The sequence below is a fragment of the Curtobacterium sp. UCD-KPL2560 genome, from assembly GCF_001705035.1.
Lineage (GTDB): Bacteria > Actinomycetota > Actinomycetes > Actinomycetales > Microbacteriaceae > Curtobacterium.
Map to the genome: position 1 here is coordinate 1 of NZ_MCIG01000036.1, position 20,760 is coordinate 20,760.

22 protein-coding genes and 1 tRNA gene are annotated in these 20,760 nt (G+C 68.3%); 4 read left to right on the forward strand and 19 right to left on the reverse strand.

Translation table 11 applies throughout. The annotated features are described in order from the left end of the window. Positions 1–65 precede the first annotated feature (65 nt). The 6 genes from groL to BEP24_RS09725 all read right to left on the reverse strand — a co-directional run bounded on the left by groL (position 66) and on the right by BEP24_RS09725 (position 4,893). Positions 66–1,685: a chaperonin GroEL gene (gene groL, locus BEP24_RS09700; protein ID WP_065962791.1), complete on the reverse strand. Its 1,620-nt coding sequence runs from the start codon at positions 1,683–1,685 to the stop codon at positions 66–68. 295 nt (positions 1,686–1,980) lie between these two features. Continuing rightward, positions 1,981–2,184, reverse strand: a complete 204-nt coding sequence (locus tag BEP24_RS09705) for a cold-shock protein (protein ID WP_022903461.1) — start codon at positions 2,182–2,184, stop codon at positions 1,981–1,983. Between the two features lie 192 nt (positions 2,185–2,376). Next, a complete protein-coding gene (locus tag BEP24_RS09710) occupies positions 2,377–2,967 on the reverse strand; it encodes a LytR C-terminal domain-containing protein (protein ID WP_065962794.1) in 591 nt (196 codons plus the stop codon). After that, entirely contained in the window at positions 2,964–3,263 is a 300-nt protein-coding gene (locus BEP24_RS09715; protein ID WP_253181649.1) for a DUF3263 domain-containing protein, read from the reverse strand. The genes BEP24_RS09710 and BEP24_RS09715 overlap by 4 nt, the downstream gene beginning before the upstream one ends. 98 nt (positions 3,264–3,361) lie before the next feature. Continuing rightward, on the reverse strand, positions 3,362–4,414 hold the full coding sequence (locus BEP24_RS09720) for a DUF2332 family protein (protein WP_065962799.1): 1,053 nt from the start codon (positions 4,412–4,414) through the stop codon (positions 3,362–3,364). Then, positions 4,411–4,893 (reverse strand): GNAT family N-acetyltransferase, encoded by a 483-nt coding sequence (locus BEP24_RS09725; protein WP_065962801.1) that lies wholly within the window; start codon positions 4,891–4,893, stop codon positions 4,411–4,413. The genes BEP24_RS09720 and BEP24_RS09725 overlap by 4 nt, the downstream gene beginning before the upstream one ends. A 63-nt stretch (positions 4,894–4,956) precedes the next feature. Between BEP24_RS09725 and msrB the strand changes: the two genes are divergently transcribed. From msrB to BEP24_RS09740, 3 genes are all read left to right on the forward strand, one after another. Continuing rightward, positions 4,957–5,358: a peptide-methionine (R)-S-oxide reductase MsrB gene (msrB, locus tag BEP24_RS09730; RefSeq protein WP_065962868.1), complete on the forward strand. Its 402-nt coding sequence runs from the start codon at positions 4,957–4,959 to the stop codon at positions 5,356–5,358. 33 nt (positions 5,359–5,391) lie between these two features. After that, positions 5,392–5,467: transfer RNA gene (locus BEP24_RS09735), tRNA-Thr, on the forward strand. A gap of 251 nt (positions 5,468–5,718) precedes the next feature. Further along, positions 5,719–6,009 (forward strand): hypothetical protein, encoded by a 291-nt coding sequence (locus tag BEP24_RS09740; RefSeq protein WP_065962803.1) that lies wholly within the window; start codon positions 5,719–5,721, stop codon positions 6,007–6,009. A 79-nt stretch (positions 6,010–6,088) separates the two neighbouring features. Here the strand turns inward: BEP24_RS09740 and BEP24_RS16625 are convergent, their stop codons facing one another. Then, positions 6,089–6,544 (reverse strand): endonuclease VII domain-containing protein, encoded by a 456-nt coding sequence (locus BEP24_RS16625; protein ID WP_083230265.1) that lies wholly within the window; start codon positions 6,542–6,544, stop codon positions 6,089–6,091. Positions 6,545–6,669: 125 nt separating this feature from the next. Between BEP24_RS16625 and BEP24_RS09745 the strand changes: the two genes are divergently transcribed. Next, the gene (locus BEP24_RS09745; protein WP_065962806.1) at positions 6,670–7,758 is read left to right on the forward strand and encodes an acyltransferase; all 1,089 of its coding nucleotides are present in this window, start codon (positions 6,670–6,672) and stop codon (positions 7,756–7,758) included. Here BEP24_RS09745 and BEP24_RS09750 read toward each other — a convergent pair. The 12 genes from BEP24_RS09750 to BEP24_RS09805 all read right to left on the reverse strand — a co-directional run bounded on the left by BEP24_RS09750 (position 7,733) and on the right by BEP24_RS09805 (position 20,755). Next, complete coding sequence (locus BEP24_RS09750; protein ID WP_141693418.1) at positions 7,733–8,491, reverse strand: hypothetical protein; 759 nt, start codon at positions 8,489–8,491, stop codon at positions 7,733–7,735. The two genes, BEP24_RS09745 and BEP24_RS09750, sit on opposite strands and share 26 nt — an antisense overlap. A gap of 1 nt (position 8,492) precedes the next feature. Then, positions 8,493–10,472, reverse strand: a complete 1,980-nt coding sequence (locus tag BEP24_RS09755) for a hypothetical protein (protein WP_065962811.1) — start codon at positions 10,470–10,472, stop codon at positions 8,493–8,495. A 49-nt stretch (positions 10,473–10,521) separates the two neighbouring features. Next, entirely contained in the window at positions 10,522–10,968 is a 447-nt protein-coding gene (locus tag BEP24_RS09760) for a hypothetical protein (protein WP_065962813.1), read from the reverse strand. Beyond that, positions 10,965–11,366, reverse strand: a complete 402-nt coding sequence (locus tag BEP24_RS09765) for a hypothetical protein (protein WP_171898789.1) — start codon at positions 11,364–11,366, stop codon at positions 10,965–10,967. Before BEP24_RS09765 ends, BEP24_RS09760 begins: the two co-directional genes overlap by 4 nt. An 80-nt stretch (positions 11,367–11,446) precedes the next feature. Next, positions 11,447–11,920: a hypothetical protein gene (locus BEP24_RS09770; protein WP_065962816.1), complete on the reverse strand. Its 474-nt coding sequence runs from the start codon at positions 11,918–11,920 to the stop codon at positions 11,447–11,449. A 10-nt stretch (positions 11,921–11,930) separates the two neighbouring features. Next, positions 11,931–12,911 (reverse strand): hypothetical protein, encoded by a 981-nt coding sequence (locus BEP24_RS09775; RefSeq protein ID WP_065962817.1) that lies wholly within the window; start codon positions 12,909–12,911, stop codon positions 11,931–11,933. After that, on the reverse strand, positions 12,908–13,534 hold the full coding sequence (locus tag BEP24_RS09780) for a hypothetical protein (RefSeq protein WP_065962818.1): 627 nt from the start codon (positions 13,532–13,534) through the stop codon (positions 12,908–12,910). The genes BEP24_RS09775 and BEP24_RS09780 overlap by 4 nt, the downstream gene beginning before the upstream one ends. Beyond that, positions 13,534–14,229 (reverse strand): hypothetical protein, encoded by a 696-nt coding sequence (locus BEP24_RS09785; protein ID WP_141693419.1) that lies wholly within the window; start codon positions 14,227–14,229, stop codon positions 13,534–13,536. The genes BEP24_RS09780 and BEP24_RS09785 overlap by 1 nt, the downstream gene beginning before the upstream one ends. A gap of 218 nt (positions 14,230–14,447) precedes the next feature. Then, entirely contained in the window at positions 14,448–15,641 is a 1,194-nt protein-coding gene (locus BEP24_RS09790) for a hypothetical protein (RefSeq protein WP_141693420.1), read from the reverse strand. Further along, positions 15,572–16,477: a hypothetical protein gene (locus BEP24_RS09795; RefSeq protein ID WP_065962824.1), complete on the reverse strand. Its 906-nt coding sequence runs from the start codon at positions 16,475–16,477 to the stop codon at positions 15,572–15,574. Before BEP24_RS09795 ends, BEP24_RS09790 begins: the two co-directional genes overlap by 70 nt. Positions 16,478–16,497: 20 nt before the next feature. Next, complete coding sequence (locus tag BEP24_RS09800) at positions 16,498–20,424, reverse strand: tape measure protein (protein ID WP_065962826.1); 3,927 nt, start codon at positions 20,422–20,424, stop codon at positions 16,498–16,500. Continuing rightward, a complete protein-coding gene (locus BEP24_RS09805; RefSeq protein WP_065962828.1) occupies positions 20,414–20,755 on the reverse strand; it encodes a hypothetical protein in 342 nt (113 codons plus the stop codon). The genes BEP24_RS09800 and BEP24_RS09805 overlap by 11 nt, the downstream gene beginning before the upstream one ends. Positions 20,756–20,760 lie beyond the last annotated feature (5 nt).

Genomic DNA, 20,760 nt, shown 5'->3' on the forward strand with positions numbered 1-20,760 from the left:
CCCCCGACCCCCGCACACAGAAGGGCCCCGCACGCGCAGCGTGCGGGGCCCTTCTGTCGGACGGACTAGAAGTCCATGCCACCCGAGGGGTCGCCGGCCGGCATGGCCGATGCCTTCTCGGGCTTGTCGGCGACGACGGCCTCGGTCGTGAGGAACAGACCGGCGATCGACGCAGCGTTCTGCAGCGCCGAGCGCGTGACCTTGGCCGGGTCGATGATGCCCGCGGCGACGAGGTCGACGTACTCGCCGGTCGCAGCGTTCAGGCCGTGGCCCGACTCGAGCTCGCGGACCTTGGCGGCGACGACGCCCGGCTCGAGACCGGCGTTCAGCGCGATCTGCTTGAGCGGTGCGTCGATCGCGACGCGGACGATGTTCGCGCCGGTCGCCTCGTCGCCCTGGAGCTCGAGGGTGTCGAGCACGACGGACGCCTGGATGAGGGCGACGCCACCACCGGCGACGATGCCCTCCTCGACGGCGGCCTTCGCGTTGCGGACGGCGTCCTCGATGCGGTGCTTGCGCTCCTTGAGCTCGACCTCGGTCGCCGCACCCGCCTTGATGACGGCGACGCCGCCGGCGAGCTTGGCGAGACGCTCCTGGAGCTTCTCGCGGTCGTAGTCGGAGTCGGTCGCCTCGATCTCGGAGCGGATCTGACGGACGCGGCCCGCGATCTGCTCGTCGTCGCCGGCGCCCTCGATGATGGTCGTCTCGTCCTTGGTGATGATCACCTTGCGGGCCTTGCCCAGCAGGTCGAGGGTCGCGTTCTCGAGCTTGAGACCGACCTCCTCGGAGATGACCTGGCCACCGGTCAGGATCGCGATGTCCTGCAGCATGGCCTTGCGGCGGTCGCCGAAGCCCGGGGCCTTGACGGCGACGGACTTGAAGATGCCACGGATCTTGTTCACGACGAGGGTCGCGAGCGCTTCGCCGTCGACGTCCTCGGCGATGATGAGGAGCTGCTTGCCCGCCTGGATCACCTTGTCGACGACCGGGAGCAGGTCCTTGATGTTGGAGATCTTCGAGTTGACGATGAGGATGTACGGGTCCTCGAAGACGGCTTCCTGGCGCTCCGGGTCCGTGACGAAGTACTGCGACAGGTAGCCCTTGTCGAAGCGCATGCCCTCGGTCAGCTCGAGCTCGGTGCCGAAGGTGTTCGACTCCTCGACGGTGACGACACCCTCCTTGCCGACCTTGTCGATCGCCTCGGCGATGAGCGCACCGATGGTGGGGTCGGCGGCCGAGATCGACGCGGTCGCGGCGATCTGGTCCTTGGTCTCGATGTCCTTCGCGTTGGCGAGGAGCTGGTCGGAGACGGCGGCGACGGCCTTCTCGATGCCGCGCTTGAGCGACACGGGGTCGGCACCGGCGGCGACGTTGCGGAGGCCCTCGCGGACGAGTGCCTGGGCGAGCACGGTCGCGGTGGTGGTTCCGTCACCGGCGACGTCGTCGGTCTTCTTGGCGACCTCCTTGACGAGCTCCGCGCCGATCTTCTCGTACGGGTCGTCGAGCTCGATCTCCTTGGCGATGGAGACACCGTCGTTCGTGATCGTGGGGGCGCCCCACTTCTTCTCGAGGACGACGTTGCGGCCGCGCGGGCCGAGCGTCACCTTCACGGCGTCGGCCAGGATGTTGAGGCCGCGCTCGAGGCCGCGACGGGCCTCCTCGTCGAAAGCAATGATCTTTGCCATGTGAGTTTCTCGTCCCTCCCGGACGTCGTGCATGGGGGTCGTGCTGGCACTCAGCGTGAGCGAGTGCCAACGCCGATTCTGGCACTCGCGTTGGTCGAGTGCAACACAGTCGGGAGGCGCGGGCCGACTTCCCAGGACACGTTGCGTCGCGAGCACGCGGACGACACCGGCGCGAGCAGGCGGACGACCCCGGCGTGAGCAGGTGGACGGCCCGGCGCGAGCACGCGGACCACCACCCCGCCACGACGGAACGCGCCGCCCCCGAAGGGACGACGCGTTCCGTGGTGGTGCCGGTTCAGGCGGGGCGGACCGACTCGGCCTGCGGCCCCTTCGAGCCGGTGCCGACGTCGAACGTGACCGCCTGCCCCTCCTCGAGGACCTTGTAGCCCGACATGTCGATCGCCGAGTAGTGCACGAACACGTCCTGGCCCCCTCCATCGACGGTGATGAAGCCGAAGCCCTTCTCGGCGTTGAACCACTTCACGGTTCCGTTGGCCATGATCTCTTGCTCCCTGGTGGTGCCGGTGCGAACGACGGGTCGTCGTTGTTGCGGACGACGAGCCGTCGTCTGGCGATGACTCTTGCGGAAGCCACGCACCAGGGCAAGAGGTGTGACGCTCTTCCGCCTCGATTCACCCAGAACGCAACGCGCCGGAAACACGGCGGTCACGAACCGGGCCGTCGGGGCCGCTCAGCCGCGGTAGTCGGCACCCAGGACGACGGACACCCCGGCGTTCGGGAACGCGTCGGACTGCTGCACCGCGGTCACCCCGAGCGTCTTCGCGATGCCGCGTGCCACCGCGGCCTGCGACTCCTCCTGGTAGTAGACGATCGTCGACGCCGTGCCGGTCGTGCCGGCGTCACCCGTCGAGGCGACCTTCCACCCGGCGCCCCGCAGCGCCGTGGCACCGCGGGCCGCGAGACCGCCGGTCGACGTGCCGTTCAGGACGACGACCTTGGTCGTCCCCTGTGCGGCGGGCTCCGCGGCCTCGGGCTCCTGGGAGGCGGACTCCGAGGGCGACTCGGACGGCGACGCCTCCGAGCTCGCGGGGGCGGAGGACGACGCGGCCGGGGCCGGCGACGAGGTCGAGCCGCCGAAGGAGTAGCTGCCGTTCACGAGCGCGAGCGCCAGCACCCCGAGGAGCACGAGCACGCCGGTCGCGAGCGCCGCCCACGCGAAGGCGATCCACCCGCGTCCACGTCGCTGGGCGCCGCGGTGGGCGCCGACACGGGGTCCGTCGTGGACCTCGTCGAAGCGGTCTCGCGGGAATCTCTGGCTCATCGTTCCTCTTCACGGGGATCGGGCGTCGTGGCGGCGGCGACGAAGGACCGCGTGGCCCGCGCACGGGTGCGCGCGTGCCGGAGCCGCTGCAGGCGTCCGACCAGCTGCGGGTCGTACGCGAGGGCTGCGGGGTGGTCGATCACGCGGTTGAGCACCTGGTAGTAGCGCGCCGGCGACATGTCGAACTCGACCCGGATCTCCGCTTCCTTCGTGCGGTCGTGCCGTGCCCGGTCGTGCTCGAACGCGAGCACGTGCTTGTCGAGCTCGCTGAGCTCGTCGGCGGGGAGGGCGGTCACGGCACTTCCGATCACGGTCGGGCAACGGGTCTCGCACATCGTAGGGGTGACCGGCGCGCCGACCCTGGCACCACCCTGGACTGTCGCGGAGGCTGCGTTCAGGCACCGGGTGGGCGGAACCACCGCACGCGGACGCCGAACGGGTCGGAGACACCCAGCGCGACGCCGTCGAGCGAGAGGGTCGCGAAGGCGTCGGGGTCCTCCGGGTCGACGTCGTGCGGCAGCGTCGCCGCCACCCCGTCGAGGATCCCGGTGCGTTCGAGCGTCACCCAGTGCACGCCGCGCTCCCGGAGGCGGTCGACCACCCGCTGCCGACCCGCGCCCGGGACGTACACGAGGGTCCCGGTGGTCAGCACCACCGGTTCACAGCCGTCCGGCAGGGCGTCCAGTGCGCGGTCCAGGTCACCGGGCAGCGTGCCCCGGACCCGGACGGGAGGCACGGCGAGCGCCGCGCGGGCCGCCTCGCGCATCAGGGCGGTCCGGTCCGTCGCCTCGGGCGGGACGGCCTCGACGAGCCGGTCGAACGCGTGCGGCTCCGCGAGGTCGATCGGGTTCGGGTCGAGTGCGACCCGTGCGCCGATGCGGATCGGGGTCGACCGCGGGGCGGGCACGGCACCGGAGACCGTCACGGTGAGGTGCACCGCGGGGTCGGCGACGGCGGTGTGCACCCGGACCGGTGCGCCCGGCTCCCCCGCACCGTCCAGGACGCGGTGGTCGAGCGTGACGCGGTCCGGGATCGAGCACAGGCCCGCCGCGGCCCCCGCGTCGACGAGCCCGAGCGGTCGCGCGGACGCGGCGGCGAGCGCCTGGAGGACCGGGACGACGGGACCGAGCCGCCGCGGGTCGTTGGCCTGCACCGTGGCGGTGGTGAGGGCCGCGACGAACGCGTGGCGGGCCTCCCGTCCGATCGCGCGCAGCGCACCGGGGTCCGACGGGGCGGCGCCGAGCCGCCGCGCGACCGCGAAGACGAGCTCCGGCTGCCGCTGCTGCGGCGGGACCGCGTCGAGCAGCGCGACGAGCGCGTCGTCCACCGACCGCGCCCAGGCGGCGTAGGACGGCGAGGTGCCAGCGATCCGGTCGGCGTACGCGGCGAACCGCTCGCGGGTGCCCGTGCTGCTGCTCGCGCCGGTGCTGCTGCTGGTCCCGTTCACGGGCGGTGCATCCCGACGTGACGGATGCCGGCCTCGTCGTAGGGCGTCCCGAACCGACGGAAGCCGTGCCGCTCGTAGAGACCGGCCACGTACTCCTGGGCGTGCAGCACGAACGGCTCGTGCCCGTGCTCGGCGAGGACCGCGGCGACCAGGCTGCCCGCGATGCCCCGACCGCGGTGGTCGGGGTGCGTGGCGACGCGGCCGATCACCCACGCGGGCGGAGCCGACCCGTCCGGGTGCTGCTCGTCGACCGCGGGCCGGACCAGGCGGAGGTAGCCGAGCACCTCGTGCCCCTCCGCACCGGCGTCCGCTCCGAACCACCAGTGCTCGGTGTCCGCAGCGCGGTCACGCCCGTCGAGGTCCTCGGCGGTGACCCGCTGCTCGAGCGCGAAGACCCGGTTCCGGAGCCGCACGATCCCGTACAGTTCGTCCGTCGTCAGGCGGCTCCAGTGGGCGCGGCGTACGGAATGCTCGGACACCGTCGCGAGTTTACTGAGGTGGTCGCCAGGACCCACGACGGCGACCGGAACGAGGAGGAACACATGGCGTACAACGTCGACAAGTCCGATGCCCAGTGGCGCGAGGAGCTCTCCCCGGACCAGTACGCCGTCCTCCGGCAGGCCGGGACCGAGCGTCCGTGGACGGGCGAGCTGCTCGACGAGGAGCGCGCCGGCGTCTACACGTGTGCGGCGTGCGGCGCGGAGCTGTTCCAGAGCGGCACGAAGTTCGACTCCGGCTGCGGCTGGCCGTCGTTCTACGAGTCGGTCCGCCCGGAGGCCGTGCAGCTCATCGAGGACAAGTCCCTCGGCATGGTCCGCACCGAGGTGCGCTGCGCGAACTGCGGCGGCCACCTGGGCCACGTCTTCCCGGACGGCTTCGGCACCCCGACCGGTGACCGCTACTGCATGAACTCGATCTCGCTGAACTTCTCGGCTGCGGAGTGACCCCGGACGTGCCCCGGTAGAGTGGGCGCGTCAGCCGGCATGGCGCAATTGGTAGCGCACCGTACTTGTAATACGGGGGTTGCGGGTTCGAGACCCGCTGCCGGCCCCAGATCAGTGCTTTAGGTGTAGCCGAAAGTGTAGCCAGCGAGTGACCGACCCCATAACGGGGGTCACACGAACGAACGCCGTACCCGGTTCTCGACTGCTGCCCGTGTCGCTCGCTGCACACGGTGGACGGTGAACGGGTACGCCCGGGACTGATCAGGCGGAGGCGGTGGCGTCCTGAGTTTGGGGTAACCGCGAGTTTCGCACCGCCCCCAAACTTGCCCCAATGTCGGCGGCCGCGGTCACGATGACCGCATGCCAGAGCACCGGTGGGCGCCGCCCGAGCATCAGGACGTCCCGATCTACGCCGCCGAGTCTCTCCCCCTCGAGCAGGTCGGCAGCCCTAAGCCCGTGGACCCGCCGCAGCCTGTCACCGTCCACGACCTCCGGTTCGAGCAGATCGGCGTGCTTGCCGAGGTGAAGGCGTTCGCCGTCGCCCGGTCCGATGTCGCGGTGTTCGTTGAGATCGCGTGGCAGGGTCGGCTGCAGCGCGCGTGGGTGCCGCGGGGCACCGTCACCGTCCGGGCGCTGAAGCCGCGACGGTAGCCGGGTACGACGAAAGACCCCCTCGAGCTCCCGGGTAGGGCGGGCGCCGCAGTCGCGGCGGACATGACTTGATTAAGCTTCAGTGCCCGCTGAGGTAGCCGATTGCTTGCCTAAGCAGCGCCACATCGTCCTGCAGCCACCCGATTCCGACGTTGCATGGGCTGCACAGCAGGCCGCGAACTGCACCTGTCTTGTGGTCATGATCGACCCGCAGGTCGTTGGTCGAACCGCAGATCGCGCAGGCGCCGCCGTGGTCTTCGATGAAGGCCGCCCGTGCTTCCGGATTACGGGAGATCTTCCTCTGCTCTGAGCGGTGAGAAGCATCCACGGCGGCTGGGCGCCTGGGCGGTACGCCGCGCGCACGGCGAAGACGCTCCTTTTCCTGGCGAACCACTTCGCGGCAAATTCCTCGTGTGCCCTTCTTCACCTTGATCGCCGTGAACCCACACGTCCCGCACGTTGCGGTTCGCGCGGTCAGGTCTACTTCCGACAACGGGTGCCGACTGCCATCCACTGCTGCGGGGCCAATGCGCATATCTTGATGATACAGCAAACGCCCCCCTTCCCGGTTGGGAAGGGGGGCGTTTGGCCTGTTCATTCCAAAGGAACCCGAGGGGGTCTCTGTCTTGCTAGAACCTGAGGATCACCTAGGATCAGCGCGTGGGGGAATCTCTCAAGCGCATGCCGCGCCTCGACTCACTGACCGGTCTTCGAGCGTTCGCGGCACTGGCGGTGTTCCTGCACCATGCCACCGCCTACCAGGACTCTCCCGACTGGGCTGGATTCATCACCAACGCCGGCGACGAGGGCGTCTCCTTCTTCTTCATGCTGTCCGGCTTCGTCCTGGCATGGAACGGCCGGACCTCCGACAGCCCGGGCAGCTTCTACCGCCGGCGCGCCGCCCGCATTCTGCCGCTGTACTGGATCGCATGGATCATCGGCGGAGGCTACGCGATCGCAGCGGACAGCCATCGGCTCGCCGACATGCTGCCCTCCGCGTTCCTGTTGCAGAGCTGGTTCCCACAGAAGGACATCCACTTCGCCGGCAACTCCGTCGGCTGGTCCCTCTCCGCCGAGATGTTCTTCTACCTGGTGTTCCCGCTCGTCTTCGTCGGACTCCGCCGGATGAACGCCCGAGCCGTTGCGGCTGTTCTCGTGATCGCACTGATTTTCGTGATCGCGATTCCGCTGACGCTCCGGCCGACCGAGCCCGCTGGCATCGGGTACTGGGCCATCTACCTCTTCCCCGTCACGCGGCTCTTCGAGTTCATCGTCGGCATGTCACTCGCAATGGTCCTGCGGCGCGGGGCGCGTTTCCCGGTGCCCGTCGCTGCGACCGCGATCTTCGCTCTCGTGGCCTCCGTCGCGTCCAACTGGCTGCCCCTCTACGGCCTACTGGTCGCCTCGACGGCGATCCCGTTCGTGCTTCTCCTCGCCAGCGCCGCAGACGCCGACCGCGCGGGAAAGGGCAGCATCTTCGCTTGGAGGCCGATCGTCAAGCTCGGCGAGTGGTCCTTCGCGTTCTACCTCGTGCACCTCGTGGTGCTCCGCGTGGTGATCGCGGTCACGAACCGGACGATCCCGATGCCCTGGTGGGCTACTTCCGCGATCGGGCTCGTAATCGGCGTGGCCGTCGCCGCCGTGCTTTGTGAGTACGTGGAGAAGCCGCTTGAAAAGCGGCTTCGCGGCGACGGCCGGCTGCCCGTTTCCCTCGACGACGGACCTACTGCATCCCGTACCGTGTCCTGAGGGCAGGAACCACTGTCCCGGTGATCTCCGAATCCGTCAGGAGTCGAGGCCAGATCCCGAAGGCAGCGATCTGCGGTGAGTTCCCGCTTCCACCTTGCGATCCGGGACCGATACGCAGCCGCGGCGGAACCGATGTGATAATCGACGCCACGGCAGAAGCTTTCGACGTCGCTCCTCCAGTTCGGAGCGTGAGTCCGCACGCAGCCGTGGTGTCGGCAGGCAGCGTGACCACGGCGGCCGCCATCTGGTTCGCGTCCGGCTTCGGCTGGCTCGTGAACGGGTACTGGATGCCGGTGCCGGAGCTACCGTCGTTCGGTTGAACGACCCAGGTGCTCGTCCCGACGACCATCTTGCGCCCGAGCAGATCGAACACCTTCGCCGCGCCGGACCCGGTGTACCCGAAGACGACGACGACAGTCGCGTCTCCGGTCGGGTATGAGTCAACGCCAACGTCGCCGGCCGCAGAGGCCCAGTCGAGCGAATCGAACTTGTCGAGAGACCCGTACGCCTGCAGCAGTGGGCCCTTCTTCGTTGTCCCGCTGGACACCGTGGTGCCGCCACCAGTGGCCTTGTCAGGCCACGGAGGAGTTACGGCGGTACCGGAAACCACCGCCGCGAACGAGTCGGCTTCGTAGCGGTGCGACAGGCCGAACACGCCGAAAGGTTCGGTCAGAGCGATGGGTGCGGCGGGGTTGTTGATGGCGAGTCCGGGGAGTCGGAGAACGGTTCCCATGTCACGCTCCAATGCTTGCGTAGGTGTAGCGGGCGGTGGTGGGCATGCGGGCGGCGAGCACGCCGAGGGCGAGGTTGCGCGCGACCCATGGCTCAGCTCCGGAGTAGATGTCCTCAGCTGAGTTCAGGTAGGTGTGTCCATCCGTGAATCGGGCTTGCATGTCGAGGCAGCGCTGCAGATGCAGGTCCGCCCATTCGGCCGCTGACGTGGCGACTTGCGAGTCAAGCCCCATGCAGTAGGTCACAACGTCCGCCATTGCCTTGTCCGCCATCCGGCTGGTGCCCCAGTCGTTGCCCTGCGGGTAGAACAGCTCCCACGTTCCCGGCGTGTAGATGGACCGGCCGCCGTACGACACCTGAGCGAGTGCCCGGTAGACCTTCTCGGCGTTCAGCACGAACGCATCTGGGATCCGCTTGCCGGCGTGCGCCCAGAGGACGCCAGCCGACCAGGCGAGCTCCGGTGATGAGCACATGTAGTCCGGGTGCAGCCGGTCATGGTTGACGATTGAGCCGTCCTGGTTCACGTTCCACCCGTCGAACGTTGTCGTGAGGTTCACGCCTTGGACGGTTCGGTCGGTCAGGATGTCGCTCGGCACCGTGCCGGCTGAGAGGAGCCATCGGTACGCCGCGGACTGCCAAGCCGCCGCGTTCGTGGCCGTCGGGTAGTGCGCAGAGGCCCACGCGAGGAATCCGCCCATCCAGGCGTTCTCCTCCGACTTCGAGTCGCCCGGCGTGATGACTGTTCCGTCGTACCGAGTCCAGTAGGGGATGACGCCCGTTCCGAGGCCGCCGTTGTAGCCGTTGATGACGAAGGTGGCCTCGACAGGAACGAGCGCATTGAGGTACCCCTGCGTCTCCGGATCAATGTCCGCGCCCATCATCCAGGCTGCGGCGTCGAGCATCTGCGCCCAGGCGGACGACTGCCAGTACCGGCCCCATCCTCCGGTGGTGGTGGCCTGGTGCGCCTTCGCGATGCCCTTGATGACGCGAAGTACCGAGGTCTTCGCGTCAGCCAACGCGACGCCGGTGACGGTGGCGTCATACGTGCCGGTGAAGATCAGAGCGGCCACGGAGAAGGCGGCAGCGCAAGGGTGTCGGACCTTTGCCTCATCGGTACTCGCGCCCGTCGCGCCGACATCGGTGGGGGTGATCGCGGCGGTCCCAGGGAACCGGCCAGGAATCCACGTGCCCAGCATGAACTTCGCAGCGGTGTTCGTTGCGGCCAGGAGCTTCGCATCCGTAGCGCTCGGCAGGCGACGAAGCATCCGAGGGATCTTCTTTGGAGTCGCCGCGTCGAGGCGGGGTACGAGCCGCGCCACGACCGGAGCAGTAAAGGTGCCGTCCGATCCATACTGCGCGTCCAGAATGATGCGCCCATCGGCGTCTGTCAGGGCTACCCCCGGCGCGTACGTAGACGATGCCGACGGCATGCTGCCGGCCGATGCCACAGCTTTCGCCATACGGGCCGTCGGGTTCCCGGCTTCGTCGACTTCGAGAGCGGTTCGCCTGCCGGAGCTGTCCGCGAGGCTGAATGCTGCGTCACGGTCGAACGTCTCCACGGCGCTTGGGACCTGTCGACCTGCGAGTGCCGTGTCGACTGCAGAAGCGGCGGAGGATGCCACGGTGGGGTCGGCCGCGATCGCATCAGCGACCTGCTTCGGTACTGCGGCTTCAACGCCGTCCTGCACGGCGACCGTGACAGCCGCACGAGACTCCGAGGACGACGACCGGAGGTAAGCCGCGACGGCGGCATCGTTCTCGACAGCGTTGACGCCCGGAAGGCCCGGGTCACCCTGCGGTCCGGTGTCGCCCTTGCTGAGTGCCGGCAGCTGCTCGGCAGGTGTTACACCGTCACCGATCTTGTATGTGGTGACCGCTCCGTCTGCGCCGGTGACGCCAATGGGTTCGCCGTTTGCAGGGACGACGCCCGTCCAGTTCGCGAGCGTGTCCCGGCGCACACGAATCTGCTTGTAGTCGGCCATGCTTCCTGCTCTCAGTCGTGCGCCGCAGCGCAATAGATGATGGGGCCGGTCACACCGGCGGTGGCGGAGGCGGCGGGGCGTCCTCACGGAGCCGCTTCAGCGCCGCCCCACCGAACGTGTCGTCGAGGTCCTGCTCGGTGAGGAGCTCGCGGACGTGCTCGTCGAGGAGCGGCGTGCCCGTGCCGAGAAGCGCCCGGACCTCGCGGTAGAACTCGCGGAACGCTTCCTTGATGAGCGTGTACTTCTCGGACACCTTCGCGAGGGCGCCCTCGAGGACCGCGATGCGGCGGTCCTGCCAGTCCATGCGACCCTCAGCCCATGTCCGGAACTCCCGGAACGTGTCGAGGCTCACCCGGTCCGTTTCGGTCGCCGCGGCCTGCAGCTCCGCCGGGGACGACTTGCTGGCGCGGATCTGCGCGACCTTCACCGTCGCCCACGCTGCGGAAGTCGGCGCGACGACGCCGACGATCAGCGTCACGATCAGGCCCGCGTTCACCGCGGAGCTCCTCGCCAGCGGTTCCGCTTCGCGTCCTTCGTCACGTCGAGGATCCTCCAGACGAGCACGGGGACGAGCGCGACCGGGATGAACCCGACAGCGGACCGGCCGAGGTCGTCGGTCGCGATACCCGCCCAGATCAGCGCGCCGCCGTAGACGGTCAGCATCGCGGCGAGGACCGCCTTGCCGGTCCGCTCGACTCGCCAGAGGCGCGCGGGGAACGCGAGCCCGACGAGGCAGCCGAGCGCGGCGGCGCCGAGCGCAGCGGACCAGACCTCGGCGTAGAGCGGGTCGAAGACGTCGCGGAGCGCCGGGATCCCCGACAGGAACCCGCCGAGGCCGAACAGCACGAGCGCGACGTCGACCGTGGGCAGCGCCACCCGGAGGAGACCGCGCACGCGATCGTCGGAGCCGCTGATCGCGCCGGGCCCCCAGATCGATGCGGCGAGCAGCCTGCCCGGCACGGACGTGCCACGGCTCACGGCGTCGTCACCGCGGGCTCGGAGCCGACGATCGCGGGGTCACCGTCGGACACCTTGTGCGGGTCGACGACGACGGTGCCCGAAAGGACGCTCGAGCTGAGCGTCGAGCCGGCGTCGATGACCTTCGCGGCGTCGACCCGGATCTGCACGCCGACCTCCGTCGCGACCGCCTTGAGCGCCGCGGTAAGGAACAGGAGGAAGGTCGTCTGCGTGAAGTGCCCGTCCGGGACGTAGGCGACGAGCGCGGAGACGATGGCTCCGACGATGGCCGCGCCGGTCTTCGCCGCTCCGGCCCACCGGCCCGGGACGAGCTTGAGCCAGAAGTCCGACCCGATGGTGGCGAGCAGGATGAGCAGCTGCGTGATCGTCTGCCAGCCGAGCAGCGAGGTGCCCGCCTGTGACGCGACGAGGAGCACGCCGACGACGAGCACTCCGAGCGGGAGCAGGGCGGTGGTGTAGCGCTGGAACATGGCAGGCCTCCTAGGCGTGCAGGGCCGCGCCGAACGCGGCCAGGTTGTCGGTGAGGGAGACGGTGGTGTCGTAGCCGCGCTTGCCGAGCTTCCACACCTGCGCCGGCAGCGACTCGGCCGTCAGCGGGACGAGGAGCACCCGGTTGAACGAGAGGTAGACGGTGCCGTCGCCGTTCGCGTCCTTGACGAGCTCGTACGTGTCCGGGCGGGCCGAGATGTCGACGCCGAACGCGGTGAGGCTGCGCACGACCTGCACCTTCGCCACGTCCTCGCCGAACTGCTTCCCGACCCAGTACGCGACGTCCGCGAAGTCGGCCGCCGTCAGCGGGCGGCGCTCCATCCGGTCGCGGGACATCCACACGGTGCCGGACGTGTCCCCGTCCTGCTTGACGAGCTCGATGCTGGGCATGTCGTCCTCCTGGACGCTCGTGGCCGCCGGGCGGCCGGTGATGGTGTTCGTGATCGCTCCGGACGAGGCGGCCGGGCGCACGAGCGCCGCGGTGAGGGTGACGCGCTTCGTGACGCGGGCGGCGGACCACTCCTGGTGCCAGGGCTCTCCGAAGCCGGTTCCGGTGTTCGTCCACCCGTACTTCGCGGACACGCGGACCCAGACCCGGTGATTCGCCGACGTGAACGATGTGTCGATGCCGGACCAGAGGTCGGCCGCGCCGCCGTTCCCGTGCGGGCTCGTCGCCGGTACCGCGGCGGTCGCGGCACCGGCGTTCTTCGCCCACCGCTTCCCGTTCCACCAGACGCCGCCGGACGCGACGACGTGGTAGCGGGCGTTGAAGTAGTCGATCTGCGTCGCGAGCGGCCGGTAGCCCTCGGCGAGGACGAGCTTCTGCCCGGTCTCCTGCCGGAACTCGGCCGCCGCGGCGAGCAGGTACGGCAGCACCGCGACGGCGACGCGCTGCACCCCGATCGTGGTGATGTCCGCCGTGTTCGGGACGACGACGAGCTCGGCGTCGGAGAGCTGACCGTTCGCGCTCATGCGAGCTTCACCACCCGGATCGTCCCCCGCACGTCCGGCGTGCCGCCGCCGGTCTTCAGCAGCGAGAAGCCGACCGAGCCGGCCGAGGTCTGCAGCAGCACACCCGTGGCCGTCGTCGAGTCCTCACCCGTGCCGACCGTCGCGCGGGCCACGCGGCCGCCGCCGGAGTCGCTGATCTGCACGAAGCCGCTACGGCCGGTGCCGACCGCGGCGACGCCCATGCCGACGTCCCAGCTGATCAGGTACACGCCCACCGCGAGCACGAGCGACCCGTCGGACGCGATCGAGGCCCACGATGCGTTCTTCGTCAGCGTCGGCACGGGCGTGATCAGTCCCGCGTTCGGGTACGAACGGTCCGGCAGGCCGCTGATCAGGGTCGAGAAGGTCGCGTACGCCTCCTCGCCCACCCACGTCGACGGGAGCGCCGTGCACACGTACACCTTCCGGGTGTCGAGGGCGCGAGCCTGACGGCCCACCCAGTTCCCCGACTGCGGCAGCTTCGTCGCGTCATCGACGGTGAAATCGATCAGGTCGTCGAAGTGCTTCGCGACCTCGGTGATCTGCGCGGGACCGTCCATCTTGTCCGTGTTCGCGACTGTCGGGTACCCGGTCTTGCCTGCCATCAGCTGCTCCCGTAGGTGATCTCGAGGGCGCCGCTGTTCCGCTGCCCTGCTGGCGAATAGATGTGGATGCCGCCGTGCGCCGTCGCAATGCCGCGACGCTCACCACGGGCGAGGATCCCGGCCCACTCGACGGGCAGGGTCTTCCACCCGGTCCCGCCGCCCTCCGGCGGCTGGTAAACGTGGTCGACGACGAGCTGCCCGGTCTTCGCGTCCAACGAGTGAAGGCCGAACCGCGGCGGGTTGCCGCGCGAGGAGACCGCGTCGACGTAGATCCGGATCCCGGTGCAGTTCGCGTTGTCGGGGATGGTGTTCGCCATCTGGCCGCCGTAGAGGAACGCGCCGAGCGTCGAGTCTCCGCAGTACACCTGCGCCGTCCAGAACGACCCGGCGCCCGTCAGCCCGGACCCGTTCTGCGTGCCCGAGTCCGTCGCGTTGAACACGACCGGCTGCGGCGCCCCACCGTCCGGCGGGCGGATCACCGGCGGGTCCGGGATCAGGTCGTCGTGGGTGACCGGGTCGGCGGAGAGGACGCCGACGACGGAGCCGCCGCCGTCCCACTGGATCAGCACCCGCTGCCCGGCCACGAGCTCGAGCTCTGTGTTCGCGAGCGAGTACACGGCGTCGTCGTCCGCCTTCACCGACACCAGGCCGCCGGCGGGCGCCGACTGTACGACGCCGAGCGCGGGCCGAGGCACAGGGCCGAGGCACATTGGCTTCGCGCCGAGGAACCCAACCCAGCACTCGCGCTGCGGGACCGGTGACACACCAGCCATCGGCATCCAGTAGGTCGATCCGCGCAGATTCACTTGCGCCTCAAGCGTCTCCCACCGCACCGCAACACACGTGCCACGCTGATAGTCGGACATGCCCTGGCTGAGACCCGCAAGCTGCACCGCCTGCGCCTCCGCGGCCGTCACGCGACACCAGCAACCGTCAGCGACAACGACATCGAGGCGGTCGCATCGTTCGAGAACGTCATCTTCGCCACCTCGCCTCGCACCTTCCGGCCGGCGACCTCGTCGACAACTTCGATGAAGTCGCCGAGCTCCAGATCGGGACGCGGGAGGCACGTCACTTCCACGCTGCGGGACTGCTGCGTTGACACTCGCGCGAGGACCGTCTCAGCGGCCTTCGCGGCCTTCGCTGCCGTGTCCATCAGCGGAGACGAGTACGCGTACGTCCGCGGGCCCAGCGGCGACGTGACCGACAGCGGATTCGACGGGTCGTCGATCTGCGCGACGGCGATGATCGTCGCGTCGTTCGGGTTCGACACCTTCACCCGGTTGTAGAGCGCGTTCGACATGCCGTCCGACAGCGTCAACGTTCCACGCACCGTCGCGACCGCCTGTGTGGCCGTCAGCCACCCGTCCTTTGCACGAGCGGTCAGCGCGCCCTCACGGGTGATGTGTGGTTCCCCGCCGAGGTTCGACAGCAGTTGCGCGATCGCGTCCAGCCGGCCCTGGTACGTCAGCCCAGACGGGAGCGGCTGGTCAGGCAGAGACCGGATGATCGGGATCGGGGAGAGCCGTGCCACCTCATCCCATGTGCTCGTCGCACCATCCGCGGGCGCCGGCGAGTCGAGCTCGTCGTCGAACCGGTCGAACAGGTCCGTGATCGACAGCTCCGCCTCCCATCCGACGACCTTCGCCATCGACGGGAACCGGCGGAAGTACTCCTGAGCCTTTGGAACCGACTTGATTCGGTACCGGCCGAGCGGCACGTCCCACGACTGCCCACCGAACTCGAGGTGGTACCGGAGCACCACTTCCTGCCCGAACGGCGCCAGAGGGTCCGTGAACGCTTTCGGGACTAGTGACACGTCGCCGTCACGTCGCAAGTTGATAGTCCCCGACGCTTGCGACTGACCTGACCCACTGAACTCGAGCGATCCGTCCGACGTGATTGGCACGGTGGTCAGCGTCGGGTACTTCGGCCCCGGGATCGTCTGGTCGGAGCCGTAGAACGCCGTCACCTCGACCCGGCGGACACCGGACTGCTCGATCGCGTTCAGGTAGTCGTCGCCGAGGTTCAGCACCATCAGAAGCCTCCCGGCGGGTTCCGTTTCGCGTCTAGCCATGTCGAGTACGCAGCCATCGCGTCTCCCCAAGTGGGGAACGCGTCGATGTAGACCTGCCACGGCACACGCGGGACCGCGACATCACCCTCGATCGGGGAGATCTCGTCGACCGGGTTCACCCAGCGGGTGAGATCCATCCCTGAATCCGTCTGGTACGTGGTCGCCTTCGGGTCGGACGCCCAGCAGTAGAGGAGCCGCGGCACGTCCTTCGGTGGCGCGGACCGGATCAGGATCAACCCACCCGTGTCCTCCATCAGCCGGTAGATCGCGAGGCGATCGGCGACCGTCTCCGTCAGGAACGACATGTCCTGCCCGACGAGCAGCGTCCGCGTACCAGCGAGCACCACCGTCCGAAACCCGACCTGATACCGGCTCCCCGCCACCGGCCGTGACAACGCGTTCCCGGCCTGGTCGATCATCAGCACCCGGACACCGGACGTCTCGTCGAGCGGGTCGGAAATCCACGCCACGTTCCCGTCAACGCTCGGGAACGTGACCGTCGTCGACTCGGTGCGACCCAACGAAGTGCCGGCGTCGTCGAACATCTCCGCCCAGTACGACACCGGCACCCCGATTGGGATCTCCGCATCCGAACCGGAGAACGCTCCGACCGCGTACTCCCGAATCGCCGACCGCACCGTCATGTCAACGGTGCGGCCGTCGTACCCCGCGAACGACCGGTACATCGTCAACGACGCCGTCCCCGGCCGGAGCTCCGTCAGCTCGAGCAGCGCCGTCGGGGCGGTCGTCTCACCTCCGAGGAGTGTCACGTCAGGCCCCGGCAGCGGGTACACGGTGAACGCGTTCCCGCCGTCGAGGACGTCCGTGAACGTCGAGAACGCGTTACCGCCGTCAACGATCGTCATCGGGTTTCCCTTCACGCCGATCAGCTCGGCAGTCGTACCCCTCGATCAGCGACCCGCTGATCGGCAGCGAACGCATCAGCGACCCGTGCGTCCGCTACCTCCGACACCTGCGCAAGCAGGTAGTCGCTTCCGAACGGGTTCTGGACGTACACCTCCACCCGCTGACCGCCAGCCCCGAACCCGTCCTTGAACGCAGGCGTCAGCGGGACCACCGCCTCGTCGTAGCGGCCCTCCCCAACGTTCACGAGCGTCCCGCCCGGCCGGCGGCCAACGAGAGCGCCGGCCGCGAGCTGAGGTACACCCTTGAACTCGAAGTGCCACGGCTCTCGCTGCGAGAACCCGAGCCCGGTGTTCGCCCAGCCGAACTTCGCACCATTCGCACGAAGCCACGACTGCCCGCCCGCGACGTCCGCCGCGAGCCCGAAACCGTGCTGCGACGTTCCCGGTGCTGCAGCAAGGTTGCCGCCCTTCTTGAACAGCGACCACCGGTACTGCTGCGCCGCCAGATCGCGGTAACCCTCAGTGAGACTCAGCGCGCCGCCCGAGGCCTGGTACGCGGCGTTCCAAGCGTTCGCTGCAGCCTTCCGCAGCAAACCACCCGTTGCGCCCACACCAGAGCCCGGAGCGAACCCCATCGCCTTACCGAGGTCCGTAGACGGCAGCTGCCCGTTCTGGCCGTTGCCGCCGAACACGCCCGTTCCAAGGTCAGCAAGCTTCCGCAGCGCCTCCACGGCGCCGTCGAGGATCTTCCCGCCCATGCTCTTCGCGAGCTCGAGGATCCCGCCGGCTCCGGGGATCTGCGCAGCGATGCCGTTCACCAGCTTGCCGAGCGTCCCCGACGGGTCAGACACGACCGAAGCCGCAGTCTGAGCAGCATTCGCCGCCCAATCCCACGCCTTCCCAGCCTTGCCCGCGATCCAATCCCACGCACCAGACGCAGCACCGACGATGCCGCCCTTTGCGTAACCGCCGGACAGCAGAGACGCGAACCCAACGCCCCGCCGTCCAGCAGCGTTCGCCATCATGAACGCGGCACGGTCAGCAGCGGTCCGAAGACCTTCCGAGACCAGCACGCCCTCCCCGCCACGCATAGGAACGAGGCGATCGTCGCCGTCAGACATGCGCGACGACCCCGGAAGAATGCCGCCGCCCGCAAAGCCCTTCGGCAGCTGCACCTCAGGCATTTTCTTCGTTCCGAAGAACTCAGCGACCTTGTTGAAGTTGCCGATGATGCCGTCGTTGATGACCGTCTCGACCACGAACCGAATCGGTGCCTTCGCGGCATCCTGGATCGCCGACCAAGCCTTACCGACAGCGTCCTTGAACAGGTTGAACGCAGCCGGGATGACCTCACCGAAGTAGTACTTCAGGTTGTCGATGACCGGCTTGATGATGTTGTCGTACGCCCACGAGATCGCCTTACCGATCCCGTCCCACACCGGCTTGATGATCGTGTCGTACAGCCACTTGAAGATCGGCCCCAACGTGTTCTGCACGAACCCGACGACCGCGTTGAAGATCGGCAGGACGATCTGGTTCCACCAGGCACTGAACACGCCACCGATGAACCCGAAGACCGATCCCACCGTGTCGCTGAACCAGCTGAACACGACGCCAAGCGTGTCGCGGACGAAACCGACAACCGCGTTGAAAACGATCTGCGTGGCCTGCCACCACAAGCTGATCGCGGCACCGATCCACTGGAACACCGGCTGAATGACCGACTCCCACAGCCACATGAACACGGGCGCGATCAGCTTCGTGAAGATCGCCGCGACGAGCTCGAAGATCGGCTGCAGGTAGTTCAAGTACATGTACGACGCGGCATCGCCGATCCACTGGAAGATGCCGGCCCACACCTTGAAGTACGCGACCACAAGATCGACCACGAACTTGATGACCGAAGCGATCGCGTTGAACACGGGCTGCAGGATCGTTGCCCACAGCCACGTAGCGGCCTGAGCGATCCAGTCCACAGCCGGCTTGATGGCATTCTCGTACAGCCACACGAACCAGCCGCCGACCGTCTGAGCGGCGTCACCGATGACCTTGAACGCCCCATCGACGAAGTCCTTGAACCAGCCGATGTTGTTGTAGGCGTAGATGATGCCCGCGACGAGAGCGCCGAGCACCGTGACGACGATGCCGATCGGGTTCGCGCGGAGAGCAGCGTTGAACAACCACTGAGCTGCAGCAGCAATCCGCGACGATGCAGCCATCGTCTTGTTTACGGCCGTCGCTACCCGGCCCGAGGCCGCCTGAGCGTACGTCGCCCCGGTCACGCCGTAGGAGCGGGCGATCAGCACCTGCTGCACGCCGTTCACGGCGCCGACGACGCCGCGGTACGCCTTGAATGCGACGACCCCGCCACCGACCGCAAGCGCCAGAGCGGTGACGAGCTCCGTGTTCTTGCCGATCCACGTCGCCAGCGGCAGTAACTTGTACGACAGCTCCGCCACGTACGGCATCGCAACGGACAGGGCAGTCGCCAGGCCGGTACCGACCGCGACCACCAGCGGGGCCAGCGCGGAGACCAGCTCCGACACCACGCCCGCTAGCACCGTGATAAGCGGCGAAGCGTTTGTCAGCACCAGCCCAAGGCTTGCGAACAGCTGCGCCACCACGGGCAGCAAAGGGGCGAGTGCGATACCGAGAACTGCAACCATCTGCAGAGCTATCGGAACCGCAGCCTGAATTGCGGTAGCCAGCGTCCCACCAATGGCCTGAACTAGGTTGCCCAACTCGGTCAGGATGCTCGAAACAACGGGCGCAAATCCGTTGCCCAAAATGGTTGCGTACTGAGCGAACAGGCCGATTGAACCGCTGATAGCCGACCGCAATTCCGGGCTAACCGCGACCAGGCCGCCGAGCGCGCCGACCACGAGGCCAAGCGGGCCTCCGAGAGCAGCAAGCGGACCAGCAAGACCGCCGAGCCCGGGGATCGCCGCAAGGAAGCTACCGAGCCCCCCGGCACCCAGTGCTAGGAACAGCCCACCCAGCGGCGCGAGGATCGCACTCATGCCCTTGAACGCGTCAGTGCCATTCGTCAGCAGCGCCGACAGCTTGTCGAGCGCCGGGTTGACCTTCGCGCCGACAGCCTCACCGATGACCGTTGCGCGATCCTCGAGCGGCCCCATGACGGTGGTGATCTGCTGGAACAGGGGGGCAAGCTTCGGGAAGAAACCCTTCTCGAGGTTCGCGCCGATACGACCCAGCGACGCACCGACGTTCGCGAGTGCGCCGGTGAACGTGTCACCCGACGACTTCGCGGCCCCACCGAGGCCCGCCTCCATCGCGTTCGCGAATGTCTCGAAGTCGATCTTCCCGTCGGACGCCAGCTTCGACGTCTCAGCGGCGGTCTTCCCGATCTCCTTCGCCACGAACTGCAGCACCGGAACACCGGCGTCCTGCAGCTGCGCGATGACGTCGCCCTGCAGCTTTCCCGACGCGGCCACCTTGTTGAAGATGGAACCCATCGAGTTCAGGTCCGTGCCGGCGATCGTCGCCGAGTCAGCGACAAGACCCAGAACACGCTGCAGCTTCTCGCCAGGCTTGATGCCAGCAGCGACCGCGCCAGCAGCGACACCCGCAGCCGCGTCGAGGCCGAACGCCGTCCCACGGACCGACGCGAGCGCGTTGTCCATGATCGCGGTGATGTCCGACGCCGAGTTGCCGAGACCCTTCAGCTTCGCCGTCGCCTGATCGATCGCCGTCAGCCGGTTGAAGCCCTTGACGAGCGCGGCGCCGATCGCAGCAGCACCAGCCGCCACAACCGTCGTCGCGCCCGCCTGCAGGGTCTTACCGATCGCCTGAGTGAGCCCCGCGCCGACCTTCTGGCCAACCGAGGAACCAACAGCGTCCGGGTTGATCTCCTTCTCAATCTGCTTACCGACAGACTTTGCGCTGACGACGATGCTGACGTAGGCGACCGCGGATTCAGTAGGCATCGATCAGCCCTTCCTTGTTCCTTCGCAGCACCTCCCGTGCTGCTGCCGGGGAGAGGCTCGTTTTGCCGAACCGGTTCGACGCGGAATCGGGCCATGGGCGCGGGTACGGCTTCGGTTTGCGGTTGCTGCCCGCAGTGACCTTGATCAGCGTCTGAACCGCGTCGAACAGGTCCGCGGCGGCCATCCACTCGCGAGACACGGGGAAGTCCCATCCGTGCTGCGCCGCATACAGAACCGAAGACGGCTCCCGCGTCGCGACACGCAAAAGGCGGTCGACTAACATGTGGTCGACCACCTCGCCGCGGGCATTAAGAATGGTGCCGTCCTCCACCAGCT